We start from the raw sequence: 25,117 nt of genomic DNA on the forward strand, positions 1-25,117 counted from the left end.
CTTTGTCGTATCCGGAAAAAACGGTCAAAATAGGTTAAAAGGGTCTTGACGGATCAATGACTTTTTTGTATGGTGTATAAACAGTACCGAGTTTCAAAACCCGGTTGGTTTTGAAACAGCCTTACTAGTCCGAATATCGGCTAGATACTAGTTAACGGCAGCCGGTTTCGAATCCGTAAGCCGCAGGTTTGAACTCTGCCGGCCTTGAGGGTTGATAGCGGCGCGGCAGTCTCCGGACGGTGTTTTGGGCCGCTAGCTCAGCTGGTAGAGCAGCAGACTCTTAATCTGCGGGTCGCAGGTTCGATCCCTGCGCGGCTCAAAGTTAAAAGTAATTATGTTTGTATACGGTGCGCAGGGATCGAAGGGTTCGGCCCGCCGACCTGCGGGAGGAAAAGGCGCCAAGGATGGCGCCATCAGGGTCGAACCCCGGCCCGTAGTGAGCAAAAAGGATGTTTGCGAACGAAGGGCGCTCCCTGCGCGGCTCAAAGTTAATTCCTTATCTGTAAAGAATTAGCAAAAGGTTGACCGTAGCATTTTGAATGGTTATACTTAAGTGTAGCACTCACTGTAGCATGAAGGTGAGAGGTGTTCAAAATGCAGGAAATTACGCGTAATTCTTACAGTATTTACAAGCGGGAAACCGGTTCCCGGACCATCTGGTATGTCCGTTTTTGGGATGATGAGACTCAATCCTACACCAGTGGTCGTTCTACCGGTCAAACAACCAAAGCCGCCGCAAACCGCCTTGTATAAAAATGGCTTGCCGAAGGTGTGTCGGTAGCTCAAAAAAAGGACCTGCGAGCAACGAAAAACCGCCTCATCGGGGCTATCGGCAAATACTTGAAGATTGTGAAGTTATCAGGAAAGGTGAAGCCCACGACGATGGGAAAATCATCAAACTCTTTTATTCCCAGGTAACCAATGCGCAAATGTCATCCGGGGAAGGTTTTGTCGCCTATCTTTACCGTTTTTGGGATTGGAACGGCCACTACGTTCAGGACAGGCTTGAGCGGGGAGAACGTATCGGCAGGCGGTATGTAGACTGTTGTAAAACCAGAATAAAGCTCCACATAGAGCCTTATTTTAAGGACATCCTGCTCTGCGATGTGACAACCGTTTTACTGGAACAATTCATGCGTTCTTTTCCCCGCCGAGATATTGACCCCAAAAATGGCTTTTCAAAAAGTACCATCAACCAGGTAATGAAGGTGATAAAAAAACCACTTAAGGAAGCGGTACGTTTAAGAATACTCCCCCGGAATCCCGCTGACGGTATTACGATGCTTCGTGAAGACACCCAGGAACGGGGTATTCTTACACCTGCTGAACTGGAAGGATTATTCCGAATTGAATGGCTTGACGAGCGCAGCAAAATCGCCTCAATTTTGGTCTCCATCTCCGGTTTACGGATAAGCGAAGTTACGGCATTACGGCTTGATGACATAGATACCCGGCGAAACACCATTTTTATACGGAATCTGTCTTTCCATGGTTTCCGGCATTTCTTCAACAGCACCATCCGGGGAACGGTATCTGACGACATCCTGCGGCTCCAGACCGGTCATTTGGATGAGAAGATGACCGACCACTACGACCACATGACCGATGACCGGGGAGAACAACTGCGGAAAGCAGTACAGGCCAAGATATTGTCATTCATACCGATGGCGACGGGAGAAAAGAAATATAAACTCTGAAGTGCAACACTTAGCCCTGTAGCCCTTGTATGGGGTAGCTATAGCCGCCCCATACAAGGGCTGCAAAAAACGGCAAAAACCTTATGATGGTGTTTACCCCAACCTCATCAAAAAGGAGTAATGCCGTTATGGTTAAGTCTAGCGCAAATCAGGAAAAATGTTATACCCATCTGTCCCTCGCCGAGCGGGAGGAGATCGCTATCGCCCGGGAACAAGGTCAAATATCGGGGAAATAGAGCCCAACGACGGGCCGAAGACCGCTCCCGCCGCAGCCACGCGAAGGACCGTCTGGCTAATCCCTTGGTCAAAGCCTATGTGGGATCCCATCTGATTCACGACGGTGGGATCTCATAAAATACCTGGTCAAAGGCCATAAAAAACGGCATAAACGGCCTTTCGGAAAGCAATCCCGGGGTTCCAAAATACCCAACCGCATCGACATAACCGAGTACCCGGCCAAGGTTGATCTAAGGAAATGTTACTAAATAACATTTCCACTTTGGTTATTGGGAGAAATGGTATAGTTCCACTCTCCGTGAAAGGCTGCGGCGGAAATGTTTATCTTGCCAAAGTCATCATCCGCGACTTTCAAACCGGTTTCATATTCGTTTTCGTCAAGAACACACCTGACCGTCAATCCTGTTTCCGTCCTCGTTGAACCGATAAGCGCTATAACAACAGCGGTACTCGTCAAAGGAACACCCTGCCAATTTTTAGAAATCTCCTTGGTATAAACAAAGCGACAGTCCGGAATATTCATGTTTTCGAGGCGGTCATCTACCATCGTTTTGGTCTGTCGCTGTAACCGCTCCTGAACGATACGAATTTCTTTTACACTTTTCTTGCCGAAGTTCTCGATGGCCCTTAACGCATCTTCGTCTAGAGTGAGAAGCAGGGCGACAGTATTGTAACCGCTTTTGGTGAGGGCATTAAGAGAACGTTGGGAAAAACCAAGTCTCGATATAGGCGTCTCTGGCGAAAAGATAGTAATGGTGGCTGAGTCATCTTCTTGGGCATTGGAAACAATGGGGACTTCTTCCATAAATTTATAGCCAGAAAGCCTCTCCTTAAACCTACTAAAATGTAGGAATATGGGGTACAAAGACACCGTAGCGTTTCTTATACGTCTTGTTATTATACCCTGAATTTGATTTTTGTGCTACATTACGCATTACGTATTGACTCTTTTTTAAATAATAATGGCGATTTCATTAATACCTGCACTATTACCTACAATGTATTGACATTTGAATCAATAGGCAGTACCTTATAGTGAGGAGGGCCAAACCATGCCGACCATACAGTTCAGAACCGATGACCAGACCAAAGCCGCGTCTACGGCGCTTTTTAGTCAACTCGGTATTACCATGTCGGAGGCAATCAATCTGTTCCTCCGTCAGTCGATAATGCGCGGCGGAATTCCTTTTGCGCTGACCGTGCCGAGGGAAAAACCGACCGGAAATGAGATTACGGAGGATGACGCCCTTATTGACGCCTTGCGGCGGTACAAGGCCGTCAACGACCATGCCGATCTTGCCATAGCCAAGGTAGAGCCATTCCTACAAGCACTGCGGGGACTAGGTCCGCTTACAGAACCGCATATAACCTTTTATGAGAATGCGGTTAAGGTCCGGCTCAACATTAAGGGCGAGAAGTATGTCATTGACTATAATTTTGAAGAACCGGAAACGGTGTTTATCCTGTCCCGACAGAAGGGTAAACTTTTTGTCAAAGATTGTGATCTTGCCGGGATAGCCGAAACACTGGAGCTTTTTTAATGATCCGATACCCTGAAAGTTTGCTCCCTCAACGGACCTATCCTATTCTGATGAATGAGGATATACCAGACTGCACCTTGGTCCGGGAAACGATTACCGATTTGTATGCTCTCCTTGATAAACCGGGATATTCACCGGATGATATTCTGCAGTACATCATCGCTCCCCAGCCTTCCCTGCGGGAGGTCTTTGAACTTTTAAAGGATTTTGAAACTGGCTCAATAGTAATAATATATAACTTATTGCTTATATCAAGTTGGCATATAAGCATAGGAGACGACAAATTATTATTACTCTTTACTTATAAATGCTTATCTGAACCAGTGAATAGTGATGTTTTCAGCCTTTTCAAGAGCGGAAATCTCGTGATGGTCTGAGGTCACCAGCGGGTTTTCGCTGGCCGATGCAAGTCCAAGCGCCACAGCATCCGCAAGCGAAATATCGTAAGAGGCTTTGAGCCGGCCTGCCTCCCGAAAGACGGTATCGTCTAATTCCTCAATAATTTGAATAGGTAAATTTGCCGTTATTTCAAGGACCTGTTCGGCTCGATTTTTTCCGGATTCTCTATAAAAACCATAGTAAACCTCTAATAGATTATATTTACTCATTAAAAGGGCTGCCTCGTTTTGCCCGGCGCGTTCCAGTAGATCCTGTACCGCTTCCCAACCCTCCTCGTCTTTGAGGTAGGCAATCAGGGCACAAGCGTCAAGAACGTAGCCATTACGCATTTTCACGTTCCTTATCGCGTCGTCGCTCTTCAAAAAGCTGATCGCTGGAAAATTTGCAATCTTTAAATTTTCCGTGCATACTGCGGATATAGGCAATGCGTTCCTCAACGATTTCCGCTTTGCTTCCGCTAAAGGATTGCTGGTTTAAGCGGACCTCAAAGGGAAACCCCTGATGAATCTGAACCTGCCGGAGAAAGATGTTGATACCGTCAGACATGGTTATCCCCAGCCGGTTAAAAATGGAATCCGCCGCTTCCTTAACTTCGGCATCGGTGCGGATCTGAATCGTAGCGTTTGTCATAAAATCCTCCTAAAATAAGGATAACCATAAATCCTGCTATTGTCAATACAATAGCAATAGTATTTGCCTAAAATAGTGTTATCCTGTTAGAGCCTGTCTGAACCTACGTAGCACAAAACTGTAGCATTTTGGTGTTTTTCCCTGATTTTCTTCGCTTGGTATGGCTTAAGTTCTATTGATATTCTTCTATAAAGACCGATTTACTTTTAGACTTTATTCGAAAGTCTGGTTTAATACCCCGTACCCTGAAGACATAGAGGGTGATAGGAAATACCGTATAATTATGACCGTTTTATATTGACAAAATCGCACGTTTTTGATAGGATTAAAGCGTCCGGTATAGGGAGATTATAATGGTTATAACTGCTACCGAATTAAAGACGAATATAGGACGCTATCTGAACGTCGCATCCGAAGATGATGTGTTCATCACCAAAAATGGGAAAATCGTTGCCAAACTATCCAGTCCGATCCGGGACAAACAAGCTATTCTTGACAGCCTCGTGGGGATTACCGCCCATAACCCCGTGAGCCTTGAGGAAGCCAAAAAAGAGCGGCTGTCCCGTCAATGAAGGTTCTCATCGATACCAACGTTATTATAGATGTTCTGGAACAGCGGGAAGGGTTTTTCCGGGATTCATACCGACTTATACAACTTGCCGGACAGGAAAGGCTGGAAGCGTTTATGAGCGCCGGAGCGGTTACCGATGTGTATTACATCATCAGCCGAAGTCTCCATGACGCCCAAAAAGTCAAGGAGAAGATAATAGGGCTTACCGCACTTATAAGTATTTGCGACACTACCGCTGGCGATATTACTACCGCTCTGACGTTCCCCATTGCTGACTTTGAGGATGCGGTGATTGCCGCTATCGCCAAACGGGAAAAGGCGGATTATATCGTTACCCAAAATGAAACAGACTTTACCCATTCACCGGTCCCGGTTATAAGTCCGACCCGGTTTCTCCGGCAATTTATGGGGAATGAGGCGGAAAATGGATAATATTATTGGACTATTTCTGTCCAATAATAGACAAAAATCATGGTATTTTGAAAAAAAATCACTTTTCCGATCAATTTCCTCTTGACAGATGAATATACTCCTTAATATAGTATAGACGAATGTAATTTACGGTTTTGTAAGGAATGAGCAAAAAAGAGATTTTTGCGGGAATAGCTCAGTGGTAGAGCGCGACCTTGCCAAGGTCGATGTCGCGGGTCCAACTCCCGTTTCCCGCTTTATACAGCAAAAGCCCGGAATATAACGGTTTCGGTTTTTTTTATGCCCCGGTGGTTACCGGTAACTATCAAGGGTCATATTGTCCTTGACAGATTCGTGGGGGATCAAAAGATATTTCCAGGGTTTCCTGTTGTTTTGAGCATTGTGTTCCGATGCGTAGATGCACCATGCTTCGGCGGCCTTTTTCTTGCTTTGTACTTCCGGGGAATTCATTTGGTTTTCCGCTTTTGTCTCTATCATATAGATGGTATCAGGGGTTTCCGCGACAAAGTCCGGGACGTATTCGGAAACATCGCTCCCGGTTTGGTAAAAAATCCGAAACTGACCTTTGGCGGGCTTGAACCATTTGAGGCTTTCCTGCTCAAGGATAACGGAGAAACGACGTTCCGTGTCGGAATCGAATTTCACCATGGGATACAGACATTTTGAGAATCCGGTAAATATCATCCTGCCGATTTTTGACTTGTCAAAATTTGAGGCGCGGAAATTCACCGGCTCGGCGCCGTCATCGGCGGTAAAGGCGATCTCCTTTAGGGCGGTAAAACCTCTGCTTATGGTAACTTCAAAATCAGAATCTATTTTGGTTTGATGTTCCAACATCTGGGCATGAATAAAATCGGCCAGTTGCTTTTGGTGATAAATCACCACATTGCGGATATCCTCATCGGTTTTGAGATAGGTCCCAAGATGGGCGATTAGCTGTTTGCTCAGGCCGTAGAGCAGATCGCTTTGGTCATCGTAAGAAATATCTTCAAAATCAACAAGGTTTTTAACAAGATAATCCTCCAGCCGTTCTTCGGAACTGTTCTTGCTCATTGCCGACAGGGTTTCCCGCTCATTGGTTCGCAGGTATTGAACAAGCAAATCCCGGCTGACCGGCTGATACTTGATGGAATCGCATTGAAGGGCAAAGCCCTTATACTCAATATTCGTGTTTCCCTTTGGAACGATCACTATCCGGGGAATGTCTATAATTCCATCGATCATGGCGCGGGTTATTTCTTCGGTAATTTTCCGGCAATCAATTGCTTCGACAATGCCCGGCAAGTCATCCTGATCGGGAGCATATAGCTCTTGTGCTTCATGCGCCAGCATATCAATTACATCGTTCTTTAGCAGATACGCTGATGACGGAGCGTCCTCATGGTTCTGTATCGCCGTTGCCACCGCCTGGGCAAATTTTTGCTCCGCGGGTTTGGCATAGAGCGGTTTGATCGCATCCGCCGCTGTGCCGAAAGCGGGAGAAGCGGGGTGTATTCTCATGGAAAAAATGGAGGAAGCGACAACAGTTTTTGTTTTCTGCTGGCCATGCTCCGGATCAATATATATAGCCTGGAGATGGATTTTCGAACTTGGGCTGTTGGCTTCGTCAATGATCTCCTGAAATTTATCGTGGGCTATGATGTTCAAACGGTCCACCGCGGAGACGCCGGTCTTTTGGCCATAGGGCAGACGAAGACCCCGGCCTATGGACTGCTCCACCAGGGTGCGGGCATTGGCGGCCCGGAGGGGAATGATTGTATACAAATTGGTAACATCCCAGCCCTCTTTGAGCATATTGACGTGGATCACTATTTCGGTGGGCTCGTCGTTTTTCTCCACCGCAAGGAGCCGCTCCACATTTTCCTCTTTTTCTTCGCCGCTCTGGCTTGAATCAACCTGTATTGCCCTGCCTTTATAGGCGCCGTTGAAAAAATTATCCGATTCTATCAGCTTCTTTAATTCCGCCGCATGGGTAGTGTCCCTGGCGATAACCAGCACAAAGGGTTTGACGATTTCCTTTCCGTTCTGGCGGGCGTAGGTTTCAAGTTCAACCTTGACCGCTTCGTGGATACGGATGCCGTCCTCAAGTTTAATCCGCTCCAACTGCTCCGCGGTAAATTGCGCGGGGTTAAAATTCTTTTGGGTAACCACCGCCGGTTCTTTGACATAGCCGTCTTCCATGGCCTTTGAAAGGGGATATTCGTAAATGATGTTTTTGAAAAACACCGGCCCCTTGTTTGATTCGATAAAAGGAGTGGCGGTTAATTCAAGCCCCAGGACAGGCTTGAGCTCGTTGATAGCCCTTAGACCGGCGGAAGCGCGGTAACGGTGGGACTCGTCCATGAGGAGCGCCAGGTCCGGCAGCCCCGCAAGATATTCAAAGTAACTCCGGCCTATATATTCTGAAAGCCGTTTGATCCGCGGCGCCTTTCCTCCCCGGACTTCTGAATTGATTTTGGAAATATTAAAGATGTTGATATGAATTCCGCTGAAAAAAGCATCGGTCTGCCCCGCCTGAACATTGATGCCGGAATCGTAATTATCCCCAGTGATGATCAGGGGCGGCTCCTGGGCGAATTCGGCGATGCCCTTGAACACATACTTGGGGGTGTTGGGGGTAAAATCGTCGATGAGTTTTTTATAAATAGTAAGGTTCGGCGCAAGGACAAAGAAGTTGTTTATTCCCTTATTCAGGTGCAGGTAGGTGATAAAAGCGCCCATGAGCCGGGTTTTGCCAACGCCGGTGGCAATGGCAAAACACAGGGAAGGAAAGTCCCGTTCAAAGTCCGTTACCGAAGGGTATTCGCTCTGAATAATTGAACAGCGCCGCTGTAAATCTTCGTTTTTATCCAAAGAGATAATATCAATCACCCGCGCCAGTATGCCGAGGCTTTCGGTCAGGGGGCGGCGCAGGCTCAGGCGGCCGGCAATGGAATTGACCGGTTTTTCAGCCATTTGCGTCACCCCTCCGGTCAACTTTTGCCAAAAATCTCCGGACAATGGCCACAGGCAAGGCTTTATGCTCACCGTTGGAACAAATATTTTCATTATTCAACAACTCAATGGATGCTTTATGTGTTTTTAAAGAGAGTATTTTTGGCGTTTCCTGTCCCTTGGGATAAAATTTCTTATCTCTGACGAATTGAAATGCCCGTTCATCTTCGCTGCAAAATATTTTTGCCTTCGATACGCATAACAGGGCCACTATATGCGGATCGTCAAAATCAGACTTACCTTCCAGGCTCTTGATATGGATGGTCAATTCGTCTACAGCTTTATCAGGGAACCAGTGAGTCTTATTCAAACGGCTTAACTCGGTCAGTACCGGTAAATATGATGCAAGGTGCTCTTTTATTTCGTTTCGATAATATCTACCGCCGCCGATGACGATCTTTGCCCTTCCCATAACAAACCATTCCAATACCGGTTTATATACGATATGTTTTTCATTGTTATTATTAAAAATGACGGGGATAAGGTTTGCGTCAATCAGCATACACATTTTATATCTCCATCACCCGGAATGATTCATCAATAAAGAAGGATCTAAAATCTTCAAAGGCTTCGCTTTCGGTATCATATTTGCCATCATTCTTTATTTCTATGGGGGTGATAATATTATGCGCTCCGTCATTCTTAAAAAACAAAACCTGTGCCGGGACCTTGTTTTCCGACTCCTTCATCTGATAACGGAAGCGATCGATAATGTAGTCACTGTGGGTTTCAACAACAAAAAATGTTTCTGCTTCGCGCCGGGCTGCCTTATACAAAAATCCGCCAAACGCAGACTGCGCTTTGGGATGGAGATGAACCTCCGGTTGTTGAATAGAAAATAATCCGCTTTTTAGCTGTAACATTTCCATGATTATGGGTAAAATTTGTGAAACCCCATAACCCACAAGCGAAATTTTATAATTACTTTTGTCTTTTTTGATTAACAATTCAAAAGGATCTGTTTTATTGTCTCCGAACCGTTTTACGTCAAGGGAATCGAACAAACCGCTTTCCTTGCCATAATCATTAAGCATTTCTTTTATATGAACCGGATAAAATTCTTTGTCAGACAACAATTCCTTGATTGTAAATGGAATATGGTTGCCTTCAGCCGAAAAGCTTTTTTTTCCGCCGGAATAAATTGCCTGTGGCTTTGCCCTAATTGGCGCTAAAAATGTCGAACTTTCAATAGAAAATGTATCCATACCAGCCTTAGTAAAAAAGTCAACAGGGAATGAGCCTTCTTTCTTTGATCTTAATACGGTCCTAATTTCATAAAAAGGAACAAGTACATCCGAGCCATAATACAAACCATCAACATTCCATTCGTTTTTTTTATCTATAGAGTCTGCATAGTCAAGAAGTTCTGAAAGCGATTTATCATTCATCTTGACAATAAAGGAGGTATCAAAATACGCGAGGATTTTTTTTGGCTTTCTGGCCATAATGCACAATTCATGATCACCGGTATAAATTATTTCCCTAAATCCGTTTGCAAGACCATCATCATTGGTAAACGAATATACATGTATCGTTTTGTCATTATTAATTGAACCAAGCGTAAAATAGTCCCTTGTCGCATTTACGGAATGGAGATCGCTAAATGATTTAAATTCAATTTCGTCTGTTATAACAGCCTCGGTCCAAAATCTATAGTACGACATTATCGTCAAAGCATTTATCAGCGATGTCTTGCCGCTGGAATTTTCACCAACAAGGAAATTTACATCCCTTAAATCAACACAGGTATCCTGGAATCCGCGAAAATTATCGAGATAGTATTTCAATTTTTCCCCCCATACCAAACAATATTATAGCACATATTCAATCATCTTCCTCAAACAAGTCTCCCTGTTTCTTTATCGGCTTTTTCGCCATGGGGAGATTTTCTACCTGTAAACTGTAATCATCATGTCCCCATTCGCATTTTGCAAGGACCGTGTTGGGTATCTTTTTGATGGTCAGGTTGGGAAAGCCGCCGGAACGGGAACGGAACGCGGTGCACATGACCAGGAGGGTCCGCCTGCTCCCCACGTCTTCGGACAGGAGGGCAAGCTGTTCGTGGGTAAGGTGGGCGGTGGTAACGTAGATAAAATCGTTTTCCGTGGACCTGCCGTGGATCCAATAGACCGAATCTGAGGGCTCGTAGCTAAAGCCTTCCAGTTTGCAGACCGCCTCGGCAAGCATGGGTGCGTTGTACTCCTTGTTGATAATCCAGTTGCCCCATTTGTCCTTTTTCAGCAGGGACGGCGCAAGCCGGTAATACCGGAACCCGCCGCCGCCCTTCCAGTCCGCAGCTTCGGTAACGCCCCCCGGATCTTCGCCGTCGATGACCTTTTTCAGCCGGGGAATAATGTGGGTGTGGCAGTGTTCGCCCAGCTCCACCATGATCCAGCGCCGTCCCATCTTATGGGCCACCGCGCCGGTAGTGCCGGAACCGGCGAAGGAGTCGAGGACGAGGTCGCCTTTTCCAGTACACATATCAATTATCCTTGATACAAGTACTTCCGGTTTTTTGCCATTTGGAAATTGAACCCCGCCTTCTTTTGTGAGATTGTTATACTGTATATCATCCCAGAGATTACCCATGTTATCCAATTTGATGTAATTATTGCCGTTTTTAACAACAACATCTTTTAACCATGCTATAAGGTTATCGTTTTTATAATAAAACCTTGTTAATCTGCCGGCATTTTTTCCTTTGGTGGGTATATATTCAATACTAAAATAATCATTTTTTATATTTTTAGTCGCCTCTATTACCTTGGTACGAATAGAAGTCTGAGCGTTTGTGGTTCTAAAAATTTTGTTTATATATTTATAATATGTATCTCTTATATTACCTTTGCAATACTTATCCGCTATATGCTTTATGGATGATACAATTACATCTTTATGCTTGTATAGTCTTATAATATCTCCGTTGCCAGCAATAATATCAGAGATATATTCACCAGAATCCATGCTTTCCATTACACTGGTATATTTCCAGCTTTTACCATCATCTTCCATGTCCTGTATATATTTCATTAATTCCTGTTGCTTTTGAGGAATGACATTTAGTTTAAATTGATATGCGTCTTTAGCATAAAACAAAATATACTCAACATTATCCTGTAAACTGTTTCCCAAATGACTGCCGCTTACCCCTGCTATTTTTGTTTTACAATTGATAACATTGATCAAATTTGGGCGTCCAAATATTTCATCCATAATTAATTTTAAATATGCCATTTCATTGGCATCAATTTGAACTAAAATACATCCATCTTTTGATAAAAGTTTTTTTAGCAATTCCAACCTGTCCCGCATAAGCCCAAGCCAGATTGAATGTTCTATCCCGTCATCGTAATGCTCAAAGGCACTGCCGGTGTTGTAGGGCGGGTCAATGTAGACGCATTTTACCTTGCCGGTAAATTCCTGTTCCAGGGCTTTGAGGGCCAGGAGGTTGTCACCAAAGATGAGGCGATTATCGAAGATATCTTTTTTGCCGGTGCGGTGCTTGGCGTGGTAGCTTTTGGATGGGTCTTCCAGCAAAATGCGCGGTTCGAGACGGGGGCGGTTTTCCTTGCCGATCCAGGTTAGTTCAAGACGGGGGTTAGATGTCATCATCAATCCTTGGATCCACTCCAGGTTGCGTTAATGGGTGTAACTCTAAATGATTGTCTTTACACCCACAAATCCAAAAACTACCTGAATTCTTCTTCGGCAGATTCATACATTTAGGGCAGATTAACAATTCTGCAATTTCAATAACCGATAAAGCAAAATTCCGCACCTCGCTATCGGTAATATCACTCCCAGACAGATTAAAATGACAGCCTACCTGATTTCTTATCCATTGACTTGCTATTGCCGCATCTAATAATGGCTTCAACGCGATTTCTTTTCCATCTTTTTTTATTGTGAGCAGTTTCGCCAACTTGGAATCAATCCCTCCAACAAGTTCTCCAAGTGTGTATTCGTTACGTCCGTTGCGCGGGAGGGAGCATCTATATCTGAGTGTAATAAAATCCAGCATTGATTCTAATATAATACCTGCCTTTGATGCTACAACCTGCCTGTCAAAGGTTTTCTGAATTAAAATTTCTTTTAATTCAGAAAGAGCTTCCTTAAATTCAGAAATTTGTATACCGTTATTTAATGACCATGGGCCCAATTCAATCACATCAATATTTGAAACCGCACTTCTTGTAAATTTATACCTATCCTTCCATGGTCTATAGTGGGTGGTAACTATTATTTGGTTAAATATTTTTGACTGTTCATGAAGCATCGTCATGAACCTATCCATATGTTGAGCATCCACGGAAGTCAAAACATCATCGAGTAATAAGATTGAAGAGTCGGTTTTATAATATTTCGCCAAGGCAATGAATACGCATATCCCAAGTGTGTCCAAATGTGATTCGGAATAATAAGCCTGCGGGGGTATTTGATTTGCGCCATAAAAAGATGCGTCAAATTCTAACGAATTCTTCACATTAGGCTTCAGGTAAAACCTTGGGTTTCCTATCTTTTCGTCAGGGTGAAGTTCTGCATATAATCGTGAAACCTCATGGGATATGTCTTCAAGAATATTTTCAATATAATCTTTCCGTTCCTTTTCTACAATGGATAAAATAGCAGTTAGTTTTGAAAGCGAATTTTCTTTAATTTTTGCCATTTCCTTTTTTTCATTTACAACATTTAGCTGATTTTGAATAGCTCCGTATAAATCAACGGATTTCTGCAACATATCTTTTTTCTCTTCTAATTGTTTTTTATAAATGTCATAAAAGACATCATGCCATTCTAAATAAGCAATAAAAATAGCAGAAGAAAAACCTGAAGAAAGCAATATGCTGTCAACGAATTCTGGTTTTAAATGTAATATTGCTTTAATTTCTTCGGCCAATATATCAACAGATCCTATTAGCTTCTTTAATCCATTGAGAAAATCATTTTCCCTTTGAGATTTTAATGCTTGCTTTTCTTTAAGCGCAGCTTCTGCTTTCTTTATTTCAAGAGATAGGATTTCAGTTTCTTTCATGCCTTGAATTCTTGCTGTTATACTTCGAGAAAGCTGATCAATATTTTGAGCCGATCCGCACACTGGACAGCTATCCAAGTTTTTATTATCCCCCAAGTATTTTCCTGCTTCTTGTAGCAATGTAAGCAATGCAATATCTTGCCCCTTCTGCTCTTCTTCAAATACTTGTTTCTTTGATAATGCATTTTCAAGATCTATTAATGCAGATGCTTCAGTTTTTTGAGCAGTATCCAAAGAAAGCGATATATTTTCGATATTTGAAAAAAGAGATAAAAAAGAACTAATGGTATCAACTATGGTTTTATTGAGAGTAATATCTGTTTTGATTTGTGATTCGGCCCACTCTGTAGATGATTTTCCCATTTTCCCATTTTCTTTCCAAAGGTTTTCTAAAGCATCATTGGCTTGTAACAACGCACGAGAATACTCATCAAATAACCTTTCGGTATCTCTAATAGCATCTCGCAAAGAATTTTCTGTTTTCTCAGTAAATGGGACACTAATAAACGTTTTAAGTTCTTCAAATCGTTTGCTGGGCGGCTGTTCTATAAGTTTAAGTATTGCAGGTCTTCTGAGAATATTGGCATCGGGAACATCCGAGGGACTGGTAACAATAGAACCACCAGATAAAATCGCCTGCCATTTTCCTGTATCACATTCTAACTCAACAAGACTTTCTGCGGCTTTTTTTCCATAGGCTACAATATATTTATTTGCTGATTTATTAATTGAAAAATTATCCAATGATCCGAACTTTTTTTTGCATATAAAATCAAATGCGTCAATTATAGTTGACTTTCCAGTTCCATTTTCACCAAATATCAATGACAACGACTTGGATTTGTCAAAATTTACCACCGTTTTGTTTGATGATCCCCGAAAATTAGAGAGTGTGATTTTTTGCACTTTCATTTTTTTGTTTCCTTGTTTTCACAATTCTCATCCCTCTGAGTTTCAACAAGGAAAATTATATCACTGGAAGAAACCTTGCCATCTTTTATAAAAGATGCAAACTTATTTATAAAATTATTTGACCACTGGCCAGTTTCCTGCAATTTATTAGTTACCTTAATAGCTATTTCTTCATCGGCTGACTTCATACTACCCTCCATTCCACCTCAAACAACGTCTCCCTATTATACTCCACCTTGAGTTTCGCTTCAATATCCTCAATCAGCCTGTCCCGGTGGCGGTCTATGTCGTCCTGGGTATCGAAAAGGGCCTTTCGCTTGGTATTGCGGGCGGCTTCAAGGTTTCTTATCTCTTTTTGATGACGCAGTTTCTCCTCAAGGGTCAGGGCGGATACCGAGAGGCGGCGGGTTTCTTTTATTTGCTTGTCAATATCCTTTATCTCCCGCTCAAGGCCGAGTTTCAGGTCCTCCGCCCAGCCGTCCAGTTTGTCGGCTTCTTTTTCAAAGTAGTCGGCGTTGCGCCGGGATACGCGGTCAAGAACGGCTTTTTCCTTTTGGTCGAGGAGGCCGGCGATACCGGTTTCCTCCGGGGCCGGGGGTTCGCTTAGAACTTTTCCGTAAAGGGTAAAGAGGCGTTTAATGGCTTCGTCATCAAGGGCTTTTCCGCTCCGGGTAGTACCGGCAAAGAGAAAGTATTCTTCGTCTTGTTCCAGGGCCTTTACCGTAAGCATTGCGGCGATCAAGAACCCGGATTGGCCCTGGTATTCCTCAAGGATCGAGATTCTTCCCTCGTGGTTGGTCAGGTCAAATTCGATTACCGCAGGCTGCAACTCCCGCGTTTTGGCGGAGTTGATAACCGCCATTGCCAGGGGATGCCCCAGACGGTAGAGGTGGGCTTCGCCGCTGCGCCGGGGGAGTTCGTAGAGGCCCAGGGGATAATCGCCTTCAAAGGGCCGGCGGCGGAGGGTAAAAGAATAGTCGGACAGAAATTCTGCGTCCCCGGCCAATTCATGGCGGGTTATGTCCATGAGCAGATTTTCGAAACGGCTGCGGTAATCCTGGGCTGAGGAGGAGTAGAGCCGCAGTTTTTCACGAACTTCGTCATCAAAGTTTTCGATAAGCTCTGTCCGGGCTTTTTTTAGGGAACTGTCAATATCCTCACTCATTTCTAATTGAAGGGCATCAAAGGCGGCCTGGATGTCTTCGGTTTTCCGGCAGTTCTGATATATATCGGCTATGCGTTTTTCGAAGTCAACGCCGGATTCAATGGAACCAAGTATTTCATCGCTGGAACCGAACACGCCGTCAAAAAGGCGGAACTTTTCGGACAACAGTTGATAAACCCGCTGATCCGCTTCATTTTTTTCATTCAGAAAATTGACCACCACCACATCGTGCTCTTGCCCGTAACGGTGGCAGCGGCCTATGCGCTGTTCGATACGCTGGGGATTCCAGGGGAGGTCGTAATTGACCACCAGGGAACAGAATTGCAGGTTGATGCCTTCGGCCCCGGCTTCGGTGGCGATCATAATCATCCCCTCGTGCCTAAAATAATCAACCAGGGCGCTCCGCATATCAGCGGATTTTGAGCCGGTTATCCGGTCGGTTCCCTCGTGCTTTACAGCCCAGGCTTCGTAAATGACCTTTGACCGTTCATCGGTGTTGGAACCATTAAAGAGGAGAAGTTTGTCGCCCCAGGGGCTGGTGGAGAGTATCCGCAACAGGTACTCCTGGGTCCGCCGGGATTCGGTGAATATGACTGCCTTCCGGGCAGCCCCCAGCCGTTCTGCTTCGGCAAAGCCTTTTTCAAGCGCAATGAGCAGGGCCTTGCCCTTGGCGTTTTCCGTGATACCCACCGCCAGTTCTTTGTAGGATTGAAGATCGGCAATTTCCTGTTTGATGGCTTCTATTTGATCGTTGTCCAGGGGTTCCTCGTTTATTTGATCGTCCCATTCCTCGCTTGACCTTTCGTCAAAGGTTTCTTCGAACCCTTCATAATCGGCTTCCACATCGGCGGCCATGGCCGCGTCATCATATTCATGATCGCTATGGGCAATCTTTGCTTCCAGCCGCCGGATCATGACTTCCAAAGTTCCCGCTATGGCAAAGCTGGAGGAAGCCAACAATTTTCTGACAATCAGCGTTATGAGGGTGCGCTGTCCCGTCGGAAGGGCCTGCAAGTTAGGACGCTGCAAATATGTGGACACCAGATTGTAGAGCCGGTCTTCGCTTTCTTCCGGTGTAAAGGGCTCAAGCAGGGGAAGGCGGCGGGTATAACGGATATAAGGCAGCACCTGTTTTCGCAGAGTCCGTTTGCAAAAGGGAGCGATTCTGTTTTTCAAAGTATGTAATGCTGCTGGTCCCGGAGCATTGACGAACTGTTCTTTAAAACTTTTGATGTCTCCAAAAACGTGTTCATCAATAATGCTCACGAGGCCAAAAAATTCCAGCAGGGAATTCTGCAGAGGCGTTGCGGTGAGGAGTATTTTGGGGTAGTCGTTTAAAGTCTGTTTTAAGGTATTGGCAATAATATTGCTCGGCTTGTACACATTCCGCAGCCGGTGGGCTTCGTCAAATACCACGAGGTCCCAATCAACGGATTTGATTTCATTGGCCTTGTTCCGGGCAAACTGATAGGAACAGAGAACAATGGAATTGGAAACAAAGGGCCGTGCGATTCCCGCTTTTTTCAGCTCCTTCCAGGTTTTAGTTTCAAGAATGATTGAGGGGAGGAAAAATTTTTCCGCCAGTTCTTCCTGCCACTGTTTACGCAGGTTTGAGGGAAGGATGATGAGGATTTTCCGTTTCCGTTCCGCCCATTTCTGGGAAATGATGATGCCCGCTTCTATGGTTTTTCCCAGGCCGACTTCATCGGCAAGAATGGCTCCTTTATTAAAGGGCGAATTAAAGGCAAAAAGGGCTGCGTCTATCTGGTGGGGATTGAGATCGACTTGGGCATCCACCAGAACCGAGGCAAGCCGGTTTTCGCTGTCTATGGGGAATTTCCGGGTCAATTCATAGGCGGCAAGTTTTGCGTGATAATCGGTCCAGGACACCTTTTTGTGACTCCTTCATTCGTAATGATATCATAGCATACTATCCATGTATATAGTGTTTCCCGGCATAATATACGCTAGTAATGGGGCTCTATACATAGTGGCAACCGGCGCCTAGACGGTTATGCGGACTTATCGTTATCATGAGGTGTATGTTAATGGGCTGGTGAGAGAACCCGGCTGGGATCTCTCAAGTCCCTTTCCCCCTGAACCTTGACAGAGCTATTTTAATTACATAAACTCGTAATAATAGTGGGTCTGCTCTTATCTTAGGACGGTTGGTTAAATTTGTCCTTTGACGGGGGCCAAGGGGGCTTATAAAAGCGCGAGAGTGGTGAAACTGGTAGACACGCCAGACTTAGGATCTGGTGCCTTCGGCATAAGGGTTCAAGTCCCTTCTCTCGCAGGGGCTTTACTATCGCCGGGAGCCTGCGGAGGCCAAATCCCTTCTCTGGTAAGGGGCGTAAAAAAGTAATAAACATCCCCGCCTTCAGGCGGGATATCTTGTAAACGCCTGTGCGAGGTTCGTTTGCAAGTAATTTGCTTATCTATGAAGGCTTTTCCGAAACCAACCGGATTTTTGAAAGGCTTTGGTTTAAAGAAATGGCGTTTTTAGGCCGGTTTAAATTAGGATTATTTTCCAAAGATTAGTATATTTTAAAGGAACAAGAGGAAAATCGTGGCCGTAACTAAAGAAGTAACCCCCCTGGAACATTCCAGTCTTAAACTAACCGTCACCGTTGATAAGGAAGATGTCCGTTCCCAATACGATGCGTTGGTATCCGATTACCGCAAATCCTTACGCATTCCGGGCTTTCGCCCGGGAAAGGCCCCGCGGGACGTATTGGAGCGGAAATTGGGGGATGCCCTGAAGGGGGAAGCCCTGGGCCGAATCATAGAAAAATCCATCGCTGATATTTTTGAGGACGAGGATTTCCCCAAAGAAAACCGGCCCCTCCCCTACTCCTCTCCCCTATTATCGGATGAACCTTCCCTGAATTTGGACACGGATTTGGTTTTTTCCATAACCTATGATGTTTTTCCTAAAATAACCCTAGGGACCTGGAAGGGTCTGGAGCTTGAAATTCCCCAGGTCAGCCTCACCGAGGAGGATCTTAACCGGGAATTAGACGTCATCCGGGAACGGAATGCCATTGTTTTTGATAAAGATGATGATGCCCCGGCGCTAAAGAACGATGTGGTCACGGTCAATTATTCGGAACTTTCCGATACCGGGGAACCCCTGCCGGAAACAGCCCGGGAAGACTTTGTTTTTACCCTGGGTTCGGGATATAATCTCTTTAAGTTTGACGATGAGATTTTGGGGATGAAAAAAGGTGAAACCAGGGACATTGAGAAAACCTATCCCGATGATTTTGACAATGATGAATTGGCGGGAAAACACAAAAAAATCCGGGTAACCCTTACGGCCCTTAAAGAGAAAAAACTCCCCGATTTGGACGACGATCTTGCCCAGGATGTGGATGAAAAATTCGAGACCCTGGAGGACCTTAAAACCAATGTCAGGGAGCGGTTGACCTGGAATATGGAAAAATGGCTCCGGGGAATTAAAGTAAACAAACTCCTGGAAAAGATCATGGAAACCACCCCCGTGGATCTGCCCGAATCCATGATCCGTCTTGAGCTTGATTCTCGATGGCGGAATTTAGCCCGCCGTTACAATATCCCCCCGGAGGAACTGGAAAAAAGGATGGCCCGTTCCGGCCAGAGTAACGAAACCATCCGGGATGGATGGCGGCCCGAGGTCGTAAAGGCCCTCCACAGCAGACTTATTGTGGATACCTTGGGAGAGAATCTGGGTATTACGGTTTCCGATGAAGAAGTAGAAAAGGAATATGAAACCATCGCCGCGGAAACGAATGCTTCGATGGAAGATATAAAAAAGTATTATACCCAGGAAAATATGCTGGAGTATTTAAAGGAAGAGATTAAAGATCAGAAGCTCTACGATTACCTTTTTAAGGAAAATAAATTTACCCCCGGCCCCGAGAAACATTATCTGGACCTGGTGAGTAATAATGGTTAATATGGGTATCATGAAAGAAAATATGAATAACCTTGTTCCGATAGTGGTTGAACAAACCGGAATGGGGGAACGGTCCTATGATATTTACTCCCGGCTTCTCAAGGATAGAATCGTTTTTTTGGATGGAGAAATCAACGATATCACCGCGGATCTGGTGGTGGCCCAGCTCCTTTTTCTGGATGGACAGGATACGGAAAAGGATATCAACCTCTATATTAATTCCCCGGGGGGCTCCGTTACGGCCGGGCTGGCGATATACGATACCATGCAATACGTAAAGTCCGATGTGCAAACCATATGCCTGGGACAAGCGGCCAGTATGGGGGCCTTGATCCTGACCGCGGGGGCCGCGGGAAAACGGCTGGTCCTGCCCTCATCCCGGGTACTCATCCACCAGCCCTGGGGGGGAGCCCAGGGGCAGGCAAGGGATATCGGTATCCAGGCCCAGGAAATTTTAAGGCTCAAAAAGCTTACGATTGAATATTTTGCAAAACATACGGGTAAAGAAATAACCCAAATTGCCGTAGATATGGAAAGAGACTTTTATATGGCCGCGGTGGATGCGGTGGCTTACGGTGTGGCAGATCGGGTATTAACGAGGGAAAAATATGGCACGACTTCGTAATGGTTCCGGAGGATATGAGCGATCCTGCTCTTTTTGCGGGAAAAGCGCCGATATGGCCAGGCGTCTTATTGCCGGGCCTAATGATGTGTTTATCTGTGATGAATGTGTGGAAGTATGCCGGAAGATCCTCTCCGAAGAGGATCATGATCTTTCCACCCAGTTTACCGGTGATATCCCCACCCCCAAGGAGATAAAAAACTACCTGGATCTTTTTATCATAGGCCAGGATAACGCCAAAAAAGCCCTTTCCGTGGCGGTGTATAACCACTATAAACGGATCGCAAACCCCGCCAAGGACCCCGATGATGTGGAAATAGAAAAATCCAATGTCCTTCTCATCGGCCCCACGGGCACGGGAAAAACCCTGCTGGCAAAAACCCTGGCAAAAAAGCTCAAGGTGCCCTTTGCCATTGTGGATGCCACCACCCTGACCGAAGCGGGATATGTGGGGGAAGACGTAGAGAACATCCTCCTCAAACTTATCCAAAATGCCGGGGGCAATATCGCCGCCGCGGAACGGGGCATCGTATATATCGATGAAATTGATAAGATAGCCCGGAAGGGGGAAAACGTTTCCATAACCCGGGATGTTTCCGGGGAGGGGGTCCAGCAGGCCCTCCTTAAGATCATAGAGGGGACCATCGCCTCGGTGCCCCCCCAGGGAGGACGTAAGCACCCAAATCAGGAGATGATCCGGATCGATACCACGGACATCCTCTTTATATGCGGCGGGGCCTTTGTGGGGCTGGATAAATTTATCGAACAACGGGTGGTCCAGCATCCCATGGGATTCGGAACGGATGTCAAAATAAAATCCGAACGGAACCTGAAGGAACTCTATGATTCCCTCCATCCCGACGATCTGATCCATTTTGGGATGATCCCCGAATTTATCGGCCGGCTCCCCATCACGGTGAGCCTGGAAGAGCTAAAAAGGGAAGACCTCCGGCGGATCATCACCGAACCCCGGAATGCCATTGTAAAACAATACCAGGCATCCCTAGCCATAGACGATGTAAAGCTGGAATTTACCGAAGGGGCCATCAACGCCATCGCCGATACGGCGATCAAACAAAAAACCGGCGCCCGGGGCTTACGGGCCATTGTTGAGCGGCTTATGACGGATATCATGTTTGAAATTCCCTCCATGGAAGGGGGAAAACGGGTAGTGATTACCCAGGATGTGGTAGAAAAGTCGGATCCGCCCGAGATTCATCCGCTTCAAAAAAGCGCATGAAGCTTCTTTCGGCTCTTAAAAATTCGAATCCGCCGGAAGAATTTCCCCTGCTCCCCCTGCGGGAATTGGTTTTATTTCCCCATACCATGCTCCCGGTGTTCATCACCTATAAAACGGGGATCGCCGCGGTGGAAGAAGCCCTGAAACGGGATCACCGGCTGTTTGCGGTATGCCTCAAGGGTTCCGCCGAGACCGGGGAAACCTACCCGGTCGGTACCGTGGTCAGGATAGTACAACACCTTAGACTCCCGGATAATACCTTCCGGGTGGTTCTGCAGGGGGAATACCGGGCGAATATAAGCTCGGTGCAAAAATTCAACGCCCATGGCATGGTACGGCTTGAACCGATAAGGTCCCTGTCTTCCGGAGAACTGCCTGATTCTGAAATGCTCGCTTTGATCCGGACGGTTCAGAAATCTTTTGTCCAATATGCGGAGCTCTCCAAAAAAATAAATACGGAAACCATCGCGGCGGTGGAAAAAATCGAAAATCCCGAACGCCTCGGAAATCTTGTCGCCCATGCGGTTGCCGTAAAGGTGGAACGGAAAATTGAGCTTTTACGCATCGCCGACACCACGGAACGCCTGGAAGCGATCCTGGACACCCTGGAATTAGAAAACGAGATCTTTGGAATTCAGAAAAATATCAATGGGAAAGTGAAAAGCCGCATGGAAAAAACCCAGCGGGAATATATACTCCACGAACAACTGAAAGAAATCAATAAAGAACTGGGAAAAAAGGACGAGGAAGAGGATGAATTCGCCGAGTTGGAACGTTCTATTGAAGAACGGCATCCCCCGGAAGAGGTACTGTTTAAGGCCAGAAAGGAAATCACCCGGCTTCGTAAGCTCCAGCCCCTATCCCCGGAAGCGGGGGTCCTTCGGGGGTATCTGGAATGGATATCGGATCTCCCCTGGGAAGCATCCAGCGTTGATTCCGGAAACCTTACGGAGGCGGAGCGGATCCTCAACGAGGATCACTTTGATATGCACAAAGCCAAAGAACGGATCCTGGAATATATCGCGGTCCGCTGCCTGATCGCTTCTTCCGGGGAGGGGGACCCCGGCAATTCCCAAATCCGGGGCCCTATTCTCTGTTTTGTCGGTCCCCCGGGAACGGGGAAAACCAGCCTGGGTAAATCCGTGGCCCGGGCATTGGGCCGATCCTTTGTCCGGATCTCCCTGGGGGGGGTACGGGACGAAGCGGAGATCCGGGGACACCGGAAAACCTATGTGGGATCCCTGCCGGGCAAGATCCTTCAGTCCATGCGGAAGGCGGGGACCATAAATCCGGTATTTTTGCTGGACGAGATCGACAAACTCTCCAGCGATTTCCGGGGAGATCCCGCTTCCGCCCTGCTGGAAGTCCTGGACCCGGAACAAAACAGGACCTTTACGGATCACTACTTGGAAGTTCCCTATGATCTCTCCAAGGTCTTGTTTATCACCACCGCCAACTCCCTCCACCAGATCCCCTACCCGCTGCTGGATAGAATGGAAATTATTGAAATCCCCGGTTATGGGGAACGGGAAAAACTCGCCATAGCCCAGCAATTTCTCGTCCCCAAGGAGTTGAAAGAAAACGGCTTGGAGCAGGCGTCGATTAGTTTTAAAGACGAGGCGGTCCTTGAAATAATCCGGCATTGGACCATGGAATCCGGGGTCCGAGGCCTGGAACGGGAAATTGCCCGCTGTGTCCGGCGTATTGCCCGGAAGGCGGTGGAGAAGGAGTACGGAAAAAAAAGCGAACGGCCCATACACTCATTTAAAAAAATCATCCGTCCTGAGGATTTGGAAAAACTCCTGGACCGGCGGAAATATAAAAAAGATGTGGTTTTTAAGGAAGCCCGGGTAGGGGTCTCCTACGGCCTTGCCTGGACCGAAACCGGCGGGACCATGCTGCCGGTGGAAACCGTCAAATTTGAGGGAACCGGGGAGCTTTTTATCACCGGAAACCTGGGGGACGTGATGAAGGAAAGCGCCCGGATAGCCCTTTCCTACCTGCGGAGCGCCCAGGACCGGTATAAATTTACCGTAGCCGACGTGGGAAAAACCGATTTTCATCTCCATGTTCCCGAGGGGGCCATCCCCAAAGACGGGCCCTCGGCGGGGATAACCCTGGCGGCTTCCCTGCTTTCCACCCTTTGCGGGATACCCCCCAAGCCGGGCATTGCCATGACCGGGGAGCTCACCCTGACCGGAAGGATCCTTCCCATCGGCGGGCTCAAGGAAAAACTCCTTGCGGCCAACCGGAACGGCATGGAACGGGTACTGCTCCCGGCGGATAACCGGGACGAATGGGCGGAACTGGACAAGGACCTGCGAACCTCGGTGGCGGTGGATTTTGTGGAAACCGCCGATGAAGCCCTGGAGTTGCTTTTTGAAGGGGGAATACGGCGGACGCCCCGGCCCAAATCCGCCGCCCCGAAACTTCCCAAAATCTCCAAGCCTAATCCGCAAAAAACAAGCGGATTACGGCCAAAACAGACCAAAAACGACCGGACCGGGGCGGCCCCGCAAAAACTTCCGCGGAAGATGCGAAGCCCCTACTGAGCCACGATCTCCTGGATTATGGCCAGGGTCCGTTCGGCACAACGATCCCAGGAAAAGGACTGCACCCGTTCAAGCCCCAGGGCACGACATTCCCGGTAAATTTCCCGGTTGGTGGAAAGGGTCACCATCCTATCCGCCATATCTTCCGCGCTTCGGGGATCAAAATAAAGGGCGGCGTGGTCCGCCGCTTCCGGCAGGGAGGCTGCCCGGGCGCAGGCCACCGGCACCCCCGAGGCCATGGCTTCCAATACCCCCATACCAAACCCCTCGTACATCGAGGGGAACACCACCATATCCGCCCCGGCGTAGAGCGCCGGCAGGTTCTGCACCGGGAAATAACCGGTAAAAAAGATATCTTTTTTATAGACAGAATTAGCCGCCGCTTCCTTTACCTTATCCGCCCCATGGCGGTCGGTGCCAGCCAGAACCAGACGGTGGGGATACCGGGTCCGCTCTTTAAAAATACCAAAGGCCTCGATCAGCCGGATATGATTTTTCACGGGATGGTCGATCCGGGAGACAAAAAGTATATAGGGGCGGCGGAAACTAAAGGGTTGAATCAGTACCACACTTTCCTCATTCCGGGGCCGGGGATAAAAGGCAGTGAGGTCTACCCCGTTGGGGATCACCTCTATCCGGGATTCCTTAACCCTGACCAGATCTATCAGTTCCTGCTTTACGAATTGGCTGACCGCGATGATACGATCCAGCTTCCGTAAGGAATTGGGCAGCACCACCCGGAGGATCGCCCCTAGATGTTTCCTGGTTTTCCGGGTTCCCCAATAGGCCTCCATATCGTGAACCGTTCCTATGGACGGAAAGGATGAACGGGAGGAAAGCTGCCGGTGGGCGGCGGGGAAAAAACACCCGTCATATCCCCGGGTTTCGGCGAATTTCTGATATTTAAACATGTGCCACAGGGAATTGGCGGTACTTCCATTGATAGAACACCGGGGGATAAATTCCATATCCGGGGCGACCTCACTGTAGGCGAAACGGTCAAAAGCCCACCCGAACAGTTCATACCTATCACCCGAGGGAGGTATCCTCTTTAATAACTGGGTCAAATAAACGCCCACCCCGGATTTACCACCGTTACAGGCGAAGGTATCAATACCTATCTTCATCATGAACCTCCGGCAGAATTTGACCCCCT

Annotated in this window: 20 protein-coding genes and 3 tRNA genes; 12 read left to right on the forward strand and 11 right to left on the reverse strand. The window is 46.8% G+C overall.

From position 1 onward, the window contains the following. Positions 1-246: 246 nt before the first annotated feature. The 3 genes from LQZ21_RS03435 to LQZ21_RS03445 all read left to right on the forward strand — a co-directional run bounded on the left by LQZ21_RS03435 (position 247) and on the right by LQZ21_RS03445 (position 1,697). Positions 247-319 (forward strand) — tRNA-Lys (locus LQZ21_RS03435). 275 nt (positions 320-594) lie between these two features. Further along, positions 595-753: a hypothetical protein gene (locus LQZ21_RS03440; protein ID WP_411042769.1), complete on the forward strand. Its 159-nt coding sequence runs from the start codon at positions 595-597 to the stop codon at positions 751-753. A gap of 176 nt (positions 754-929) precedes the next feature. Continuing rightward, the gene (locus tag LQZ21_RS03445; protein ID WP_411042770.1) at positions 930-1,697 is read left to right on the forward strand and encodes a tyrosine-type recombinase/integrase; all 768 of its coding nucleotides are present in this window, start codon (positions 930-932) and stop codon (positions 1,695-1,697) included. A gap of 481 nt (positions 1,698-2,178) precedes the next feature. On the opposite strand, the gene LQZ21_RS03450 is transcribed toward LQZ21_RS03445, so the two are convergent. Next, positions 2,179-2,739, reverse strand: a complete 561-nt coding sequence (locus LQZ21_RS03450) for a DNA-directed RNA polymerase subunit alpha C-terminal domain-containing protein (protein WP_411042771.1) — start codon at positions 2,737-2,739, stop codon at positions 2,179-2,181. A gap of 247 nt (positions 2,740-2,986) precedes the next feature. Between LQZ21_RS03450 and LQZ21_RS03455 the strand changes: the two genes are divergently transcribed. Beyond that, positions 2,987-3,475 carry a type II toxin-antitoxin system RelB/DinJ family antitoxin gene (locus tag LQZ21_RS03455; protein ID WP_411042772.1) on the forward strand — a complete coding sequence of 163 codons (489 nt, stop codon included), beginning with the start codon at positions 2,987-2,989 and terminating at the stop codon, positions 3,473-3,475. A 311-nt stretch (positions 3,476-3,786) separates the two neighbouring features. On the opposite strand, the gene LQZ21_RS03460 is transcribed toward LQZ21_RS03455, so the two are convergent. Together LQZ21_RS03460 and LQZ21_RS03465 are read right to left on the reverse strand one after the other, a co-directional pair. Continuing rightward, positions 3,787-4,203 (reverse strand): type II toxin-antitoxin system VapC family toxin, encoded by a 417-nt coding sequence (locus LQZ21_RS03460; RefSeq protein WP_411042773.1) that lies wholly within the window; start codon positions 4,201-4,203, stop codon positions 3,787-3,789. Then, positions 4,196-4,504, reverse strand: a complete 309-nt coding sequence (locus LQZ21_RS03465; RefSeq protein WP_411042774.1) for a type II toxin-antitoxin system RelB/DinJ family antitoxin — start codon at positions 4,502-4,504, stop codon at positions 4,196-4,198. Before LQZ21_RS03465 ends, LQZ21_RS03460 begins: the two co-directional genes overlap by 8 nt. Before the next feature lie 353 nt (positions 4,505-4,857). On the opposite strand from LQZ21_RS03465, the gene LQZ21_RS03470 reads away from it, so the two are divergent. From LQZ21_RS03470 to LQZ21_RS03480, 3 genes are all read left to right on the forward strand, one after another. Beyond that, a complete protein-coding gene (locus LQZ21_RS03470; RefSeq protein ID WP_411042775.1) occupies positions 4,858-5,076 on the forward strand; it encodes a type II toxin-antitoxin system Phd/YefM family antitoxin in 219 nt (72 codons plus the stop codon). Then, positions 5,073-5,507 carry a PIN domain-containing protein gene (locus tag LQZ21_RS03475; RefSeq protein ID WP_411042776.1) on the forward strand — a complete coding sequence of 145 codons (435 nt, stop codon included), beginning with the start codon at positions 5,073-5,075 and terminating at the stop codon, positions 5,505-5,507. Before LQZ21_RS03470 ends, LQZ21_RS03475 begins: the two co-directional genes overlap by 4 nt. 164 nt (positions 5,508-5,671) lie before the next feature. Further along, a tRNA-Gly gene (locus LQZ21_RS03480) sits at positions 5,672-5,743 on the forward strand. Between the two features lie 55 nt (positions 5,744-5,798). Here LQZ21_RS03480 and LQZ21_RS03485 read toward each other — a convergent pair. From LQZ21_RS03485 to LQZ21_RS03515, 7 genes are all read right to left on the reverse strand, one after another. Then, positions 5,799-8,462: a DEAD/DEAH box helicase gene (locus LQZ21_RS03485; RefSeq protein ID WP_411042777.1), complete on the reverse strand. Its 2,664-nt coding sequence runs from the start codon at positions 8,460-8,462 to the stop codon at positions 5,799-5,801. Then, positions 8,455-9,003, reverse strand: a complete 549-nt coding sequence (locus tag LQZ21_RS03490) for a hypothetical protein (RefSeq protein ID WP_411042778.1) — start codon at positions 9,001-9,003, stop codon at positions 8,455-8,457. The genes LQZ21_RS03485 and LQZ21_RS03490 overlap by 8 nt, the downstream gene beginning before the upstream one ends. Before the next feature lie 7 nt (positions 9,004-9,010). Continuing rightward, positions 9,011-10,288, reverse strand: coding sequence for an AAA family ATPase (locus tag LQZ21_RS03495; RefSeq protein ID WP_411042779.1), 1,278 nt, complete (start codon positions 10,286-10,288; stop codon positions 9,011-9,013). A 37-nt stretch (positions 10,289-10,325) separates the two neighbouring features. After that, the gene (locus LQZ21_RS03500) at positions 10,326-12,038 is read right to left on the reverse strand and encodes a site-specific DNA-methyltransferase (RefSeq protein ID WP_486401686.1); all 1,713 of its coding nucleotides are present in this window, start codon (positions 12,036-12,038) and stop codon (positions 10,326-10,328) included. Positions 12,039-12,099: 61 nt separating this feature from the next. Then, a complete protein-coding gene (locus tag LQZ21_RS03505) occupies positions 12,100-14,445 on the reverse strand; it encodes an ATP-binding protein (protein WP_411042780.1) in 2,346 nt (781 codons plus the stop codon). Continuing rightward, positions 14,442-14,633 carry a hypothetical protein gene (locus tag LQZ21_RS03510; protein WP_411042781.1) on the reverse strand — a complete coding sequence of 64 codons (192 nt, stop codon included), beginning with the start codon at positions 14,631-14,633 and terminating at the stop codon, positions 14,442-14,444. Before LQZ21_RS03510 ends, LQZ21_RS03505 begins: the two co-directional genes overlap by 4 nt. Next, complete coding sequence (locus tag LQZ21_RS03515; protein ID WP_411042782.1) at positions 14,630-17,500, reverse strand: SNF2-related protein; 2,871 nt, start codon at positions 17,498-17,500, stop codon at positions 14,630-14,632. Before LQZ21_RS03515 ends, LQZ21_RS03510 begins: the two co-directional genes overlap by 4 nt. Before the next feature lie 325 nt (positions 17,501-17,825). On the opposite strand from LQZ21_RS03515, the gene LQZ21_RS03520 reads away from it, so the two are divergent. The 5 genes from LQZ21_RS03520 to lon all read left to right on the forward strand — a co-directional run bounded on the left by LQZ21_RS03520 (position 17,826) and on the right by lon (position 23,961). Then, positions 17,826-17,906 (forward strand) — tRNA-Leu (locus tag LQZ21_RS03520). A 273-nt stretch (positions 17,907-18,179) separates the two neighbouring features. After that, complete coding sequence (gene tig / locus LQZ21_RS03525) at positions 18,180-19,547, forward strand: trigger factor (RefSeq protein ID WP_411042783.1); 1,368 nt, start codon at positions 18,180-18,182, stop codon at positions 19,545-19,547. A 10-nt stretch (positions 19,548-19,557) separates the two neighbouring features. Then, on the forward strand, positions 19,558-20,172 hold the full coding sequence (gene clpP, locus LQZ21_RS03530; RefSeq protein WP_411042863.1) for an ATP-dependent Clp endopeptidase proteolytic subunit ClpP: 615 nt from the start codon (positions 19,558-19,560) through the stop codon (positions 20,170-20,172). Beyond that, positions 20,156-21,409, forward strand: a complete 1,254-nt coding sequence (gene clpX / locus LQZ21_RS03535; RefSeq protein WP_411042784.1) for an ATP-dependent Clp protease ATP-binding subunit ClpX — start codon at positions 20,156-20,158, stop codon at positions 21,407-21,409. Before clpP ends, clpX begins: the two co-directional genes overlap by 17 nt. Then, the gene (gene lon, locus LQZ21_RS03540; protein ID WP_411042785.1) at positions 21,406-23,961 is read left to right on the forward strand and encodes an endopeptidase La; all 2,556 of its coding nucleotides are present in this window, start codon (positions 21,406-21,408) and stop codon (positions 23,959-23,961) included. Before clpX ends, lon begins: the two co-directional genes overlap by 4 nt. Here lon and LQZ21_RS03545 read toward each other — a convergent pair. After that, positions 23,955-25,091, reverse strand: a complete 1,137-nt coding sequence (locus LQZ21_RS03545) for a glycosyltransferase family 4 protein (protein WP_411042786.1) — start codon at positions 25,089-25,091, stop codon at positions 23,955-23,957. The genes lon and LQZ21_RS03545 overlap by 7 nt on opposite strands. Positions 25,092-25,117 lie beyond the last annotated feature (26 nt).

The sequence above is a fragment of the Treponema sp. TIM-1 genome (genome assembly GCF_046533115.1).
GTDB lineage: Bacteria > Spirochaetota > Spirochaetia > Treponematales > Breznakiellaceae > JAIRMO01.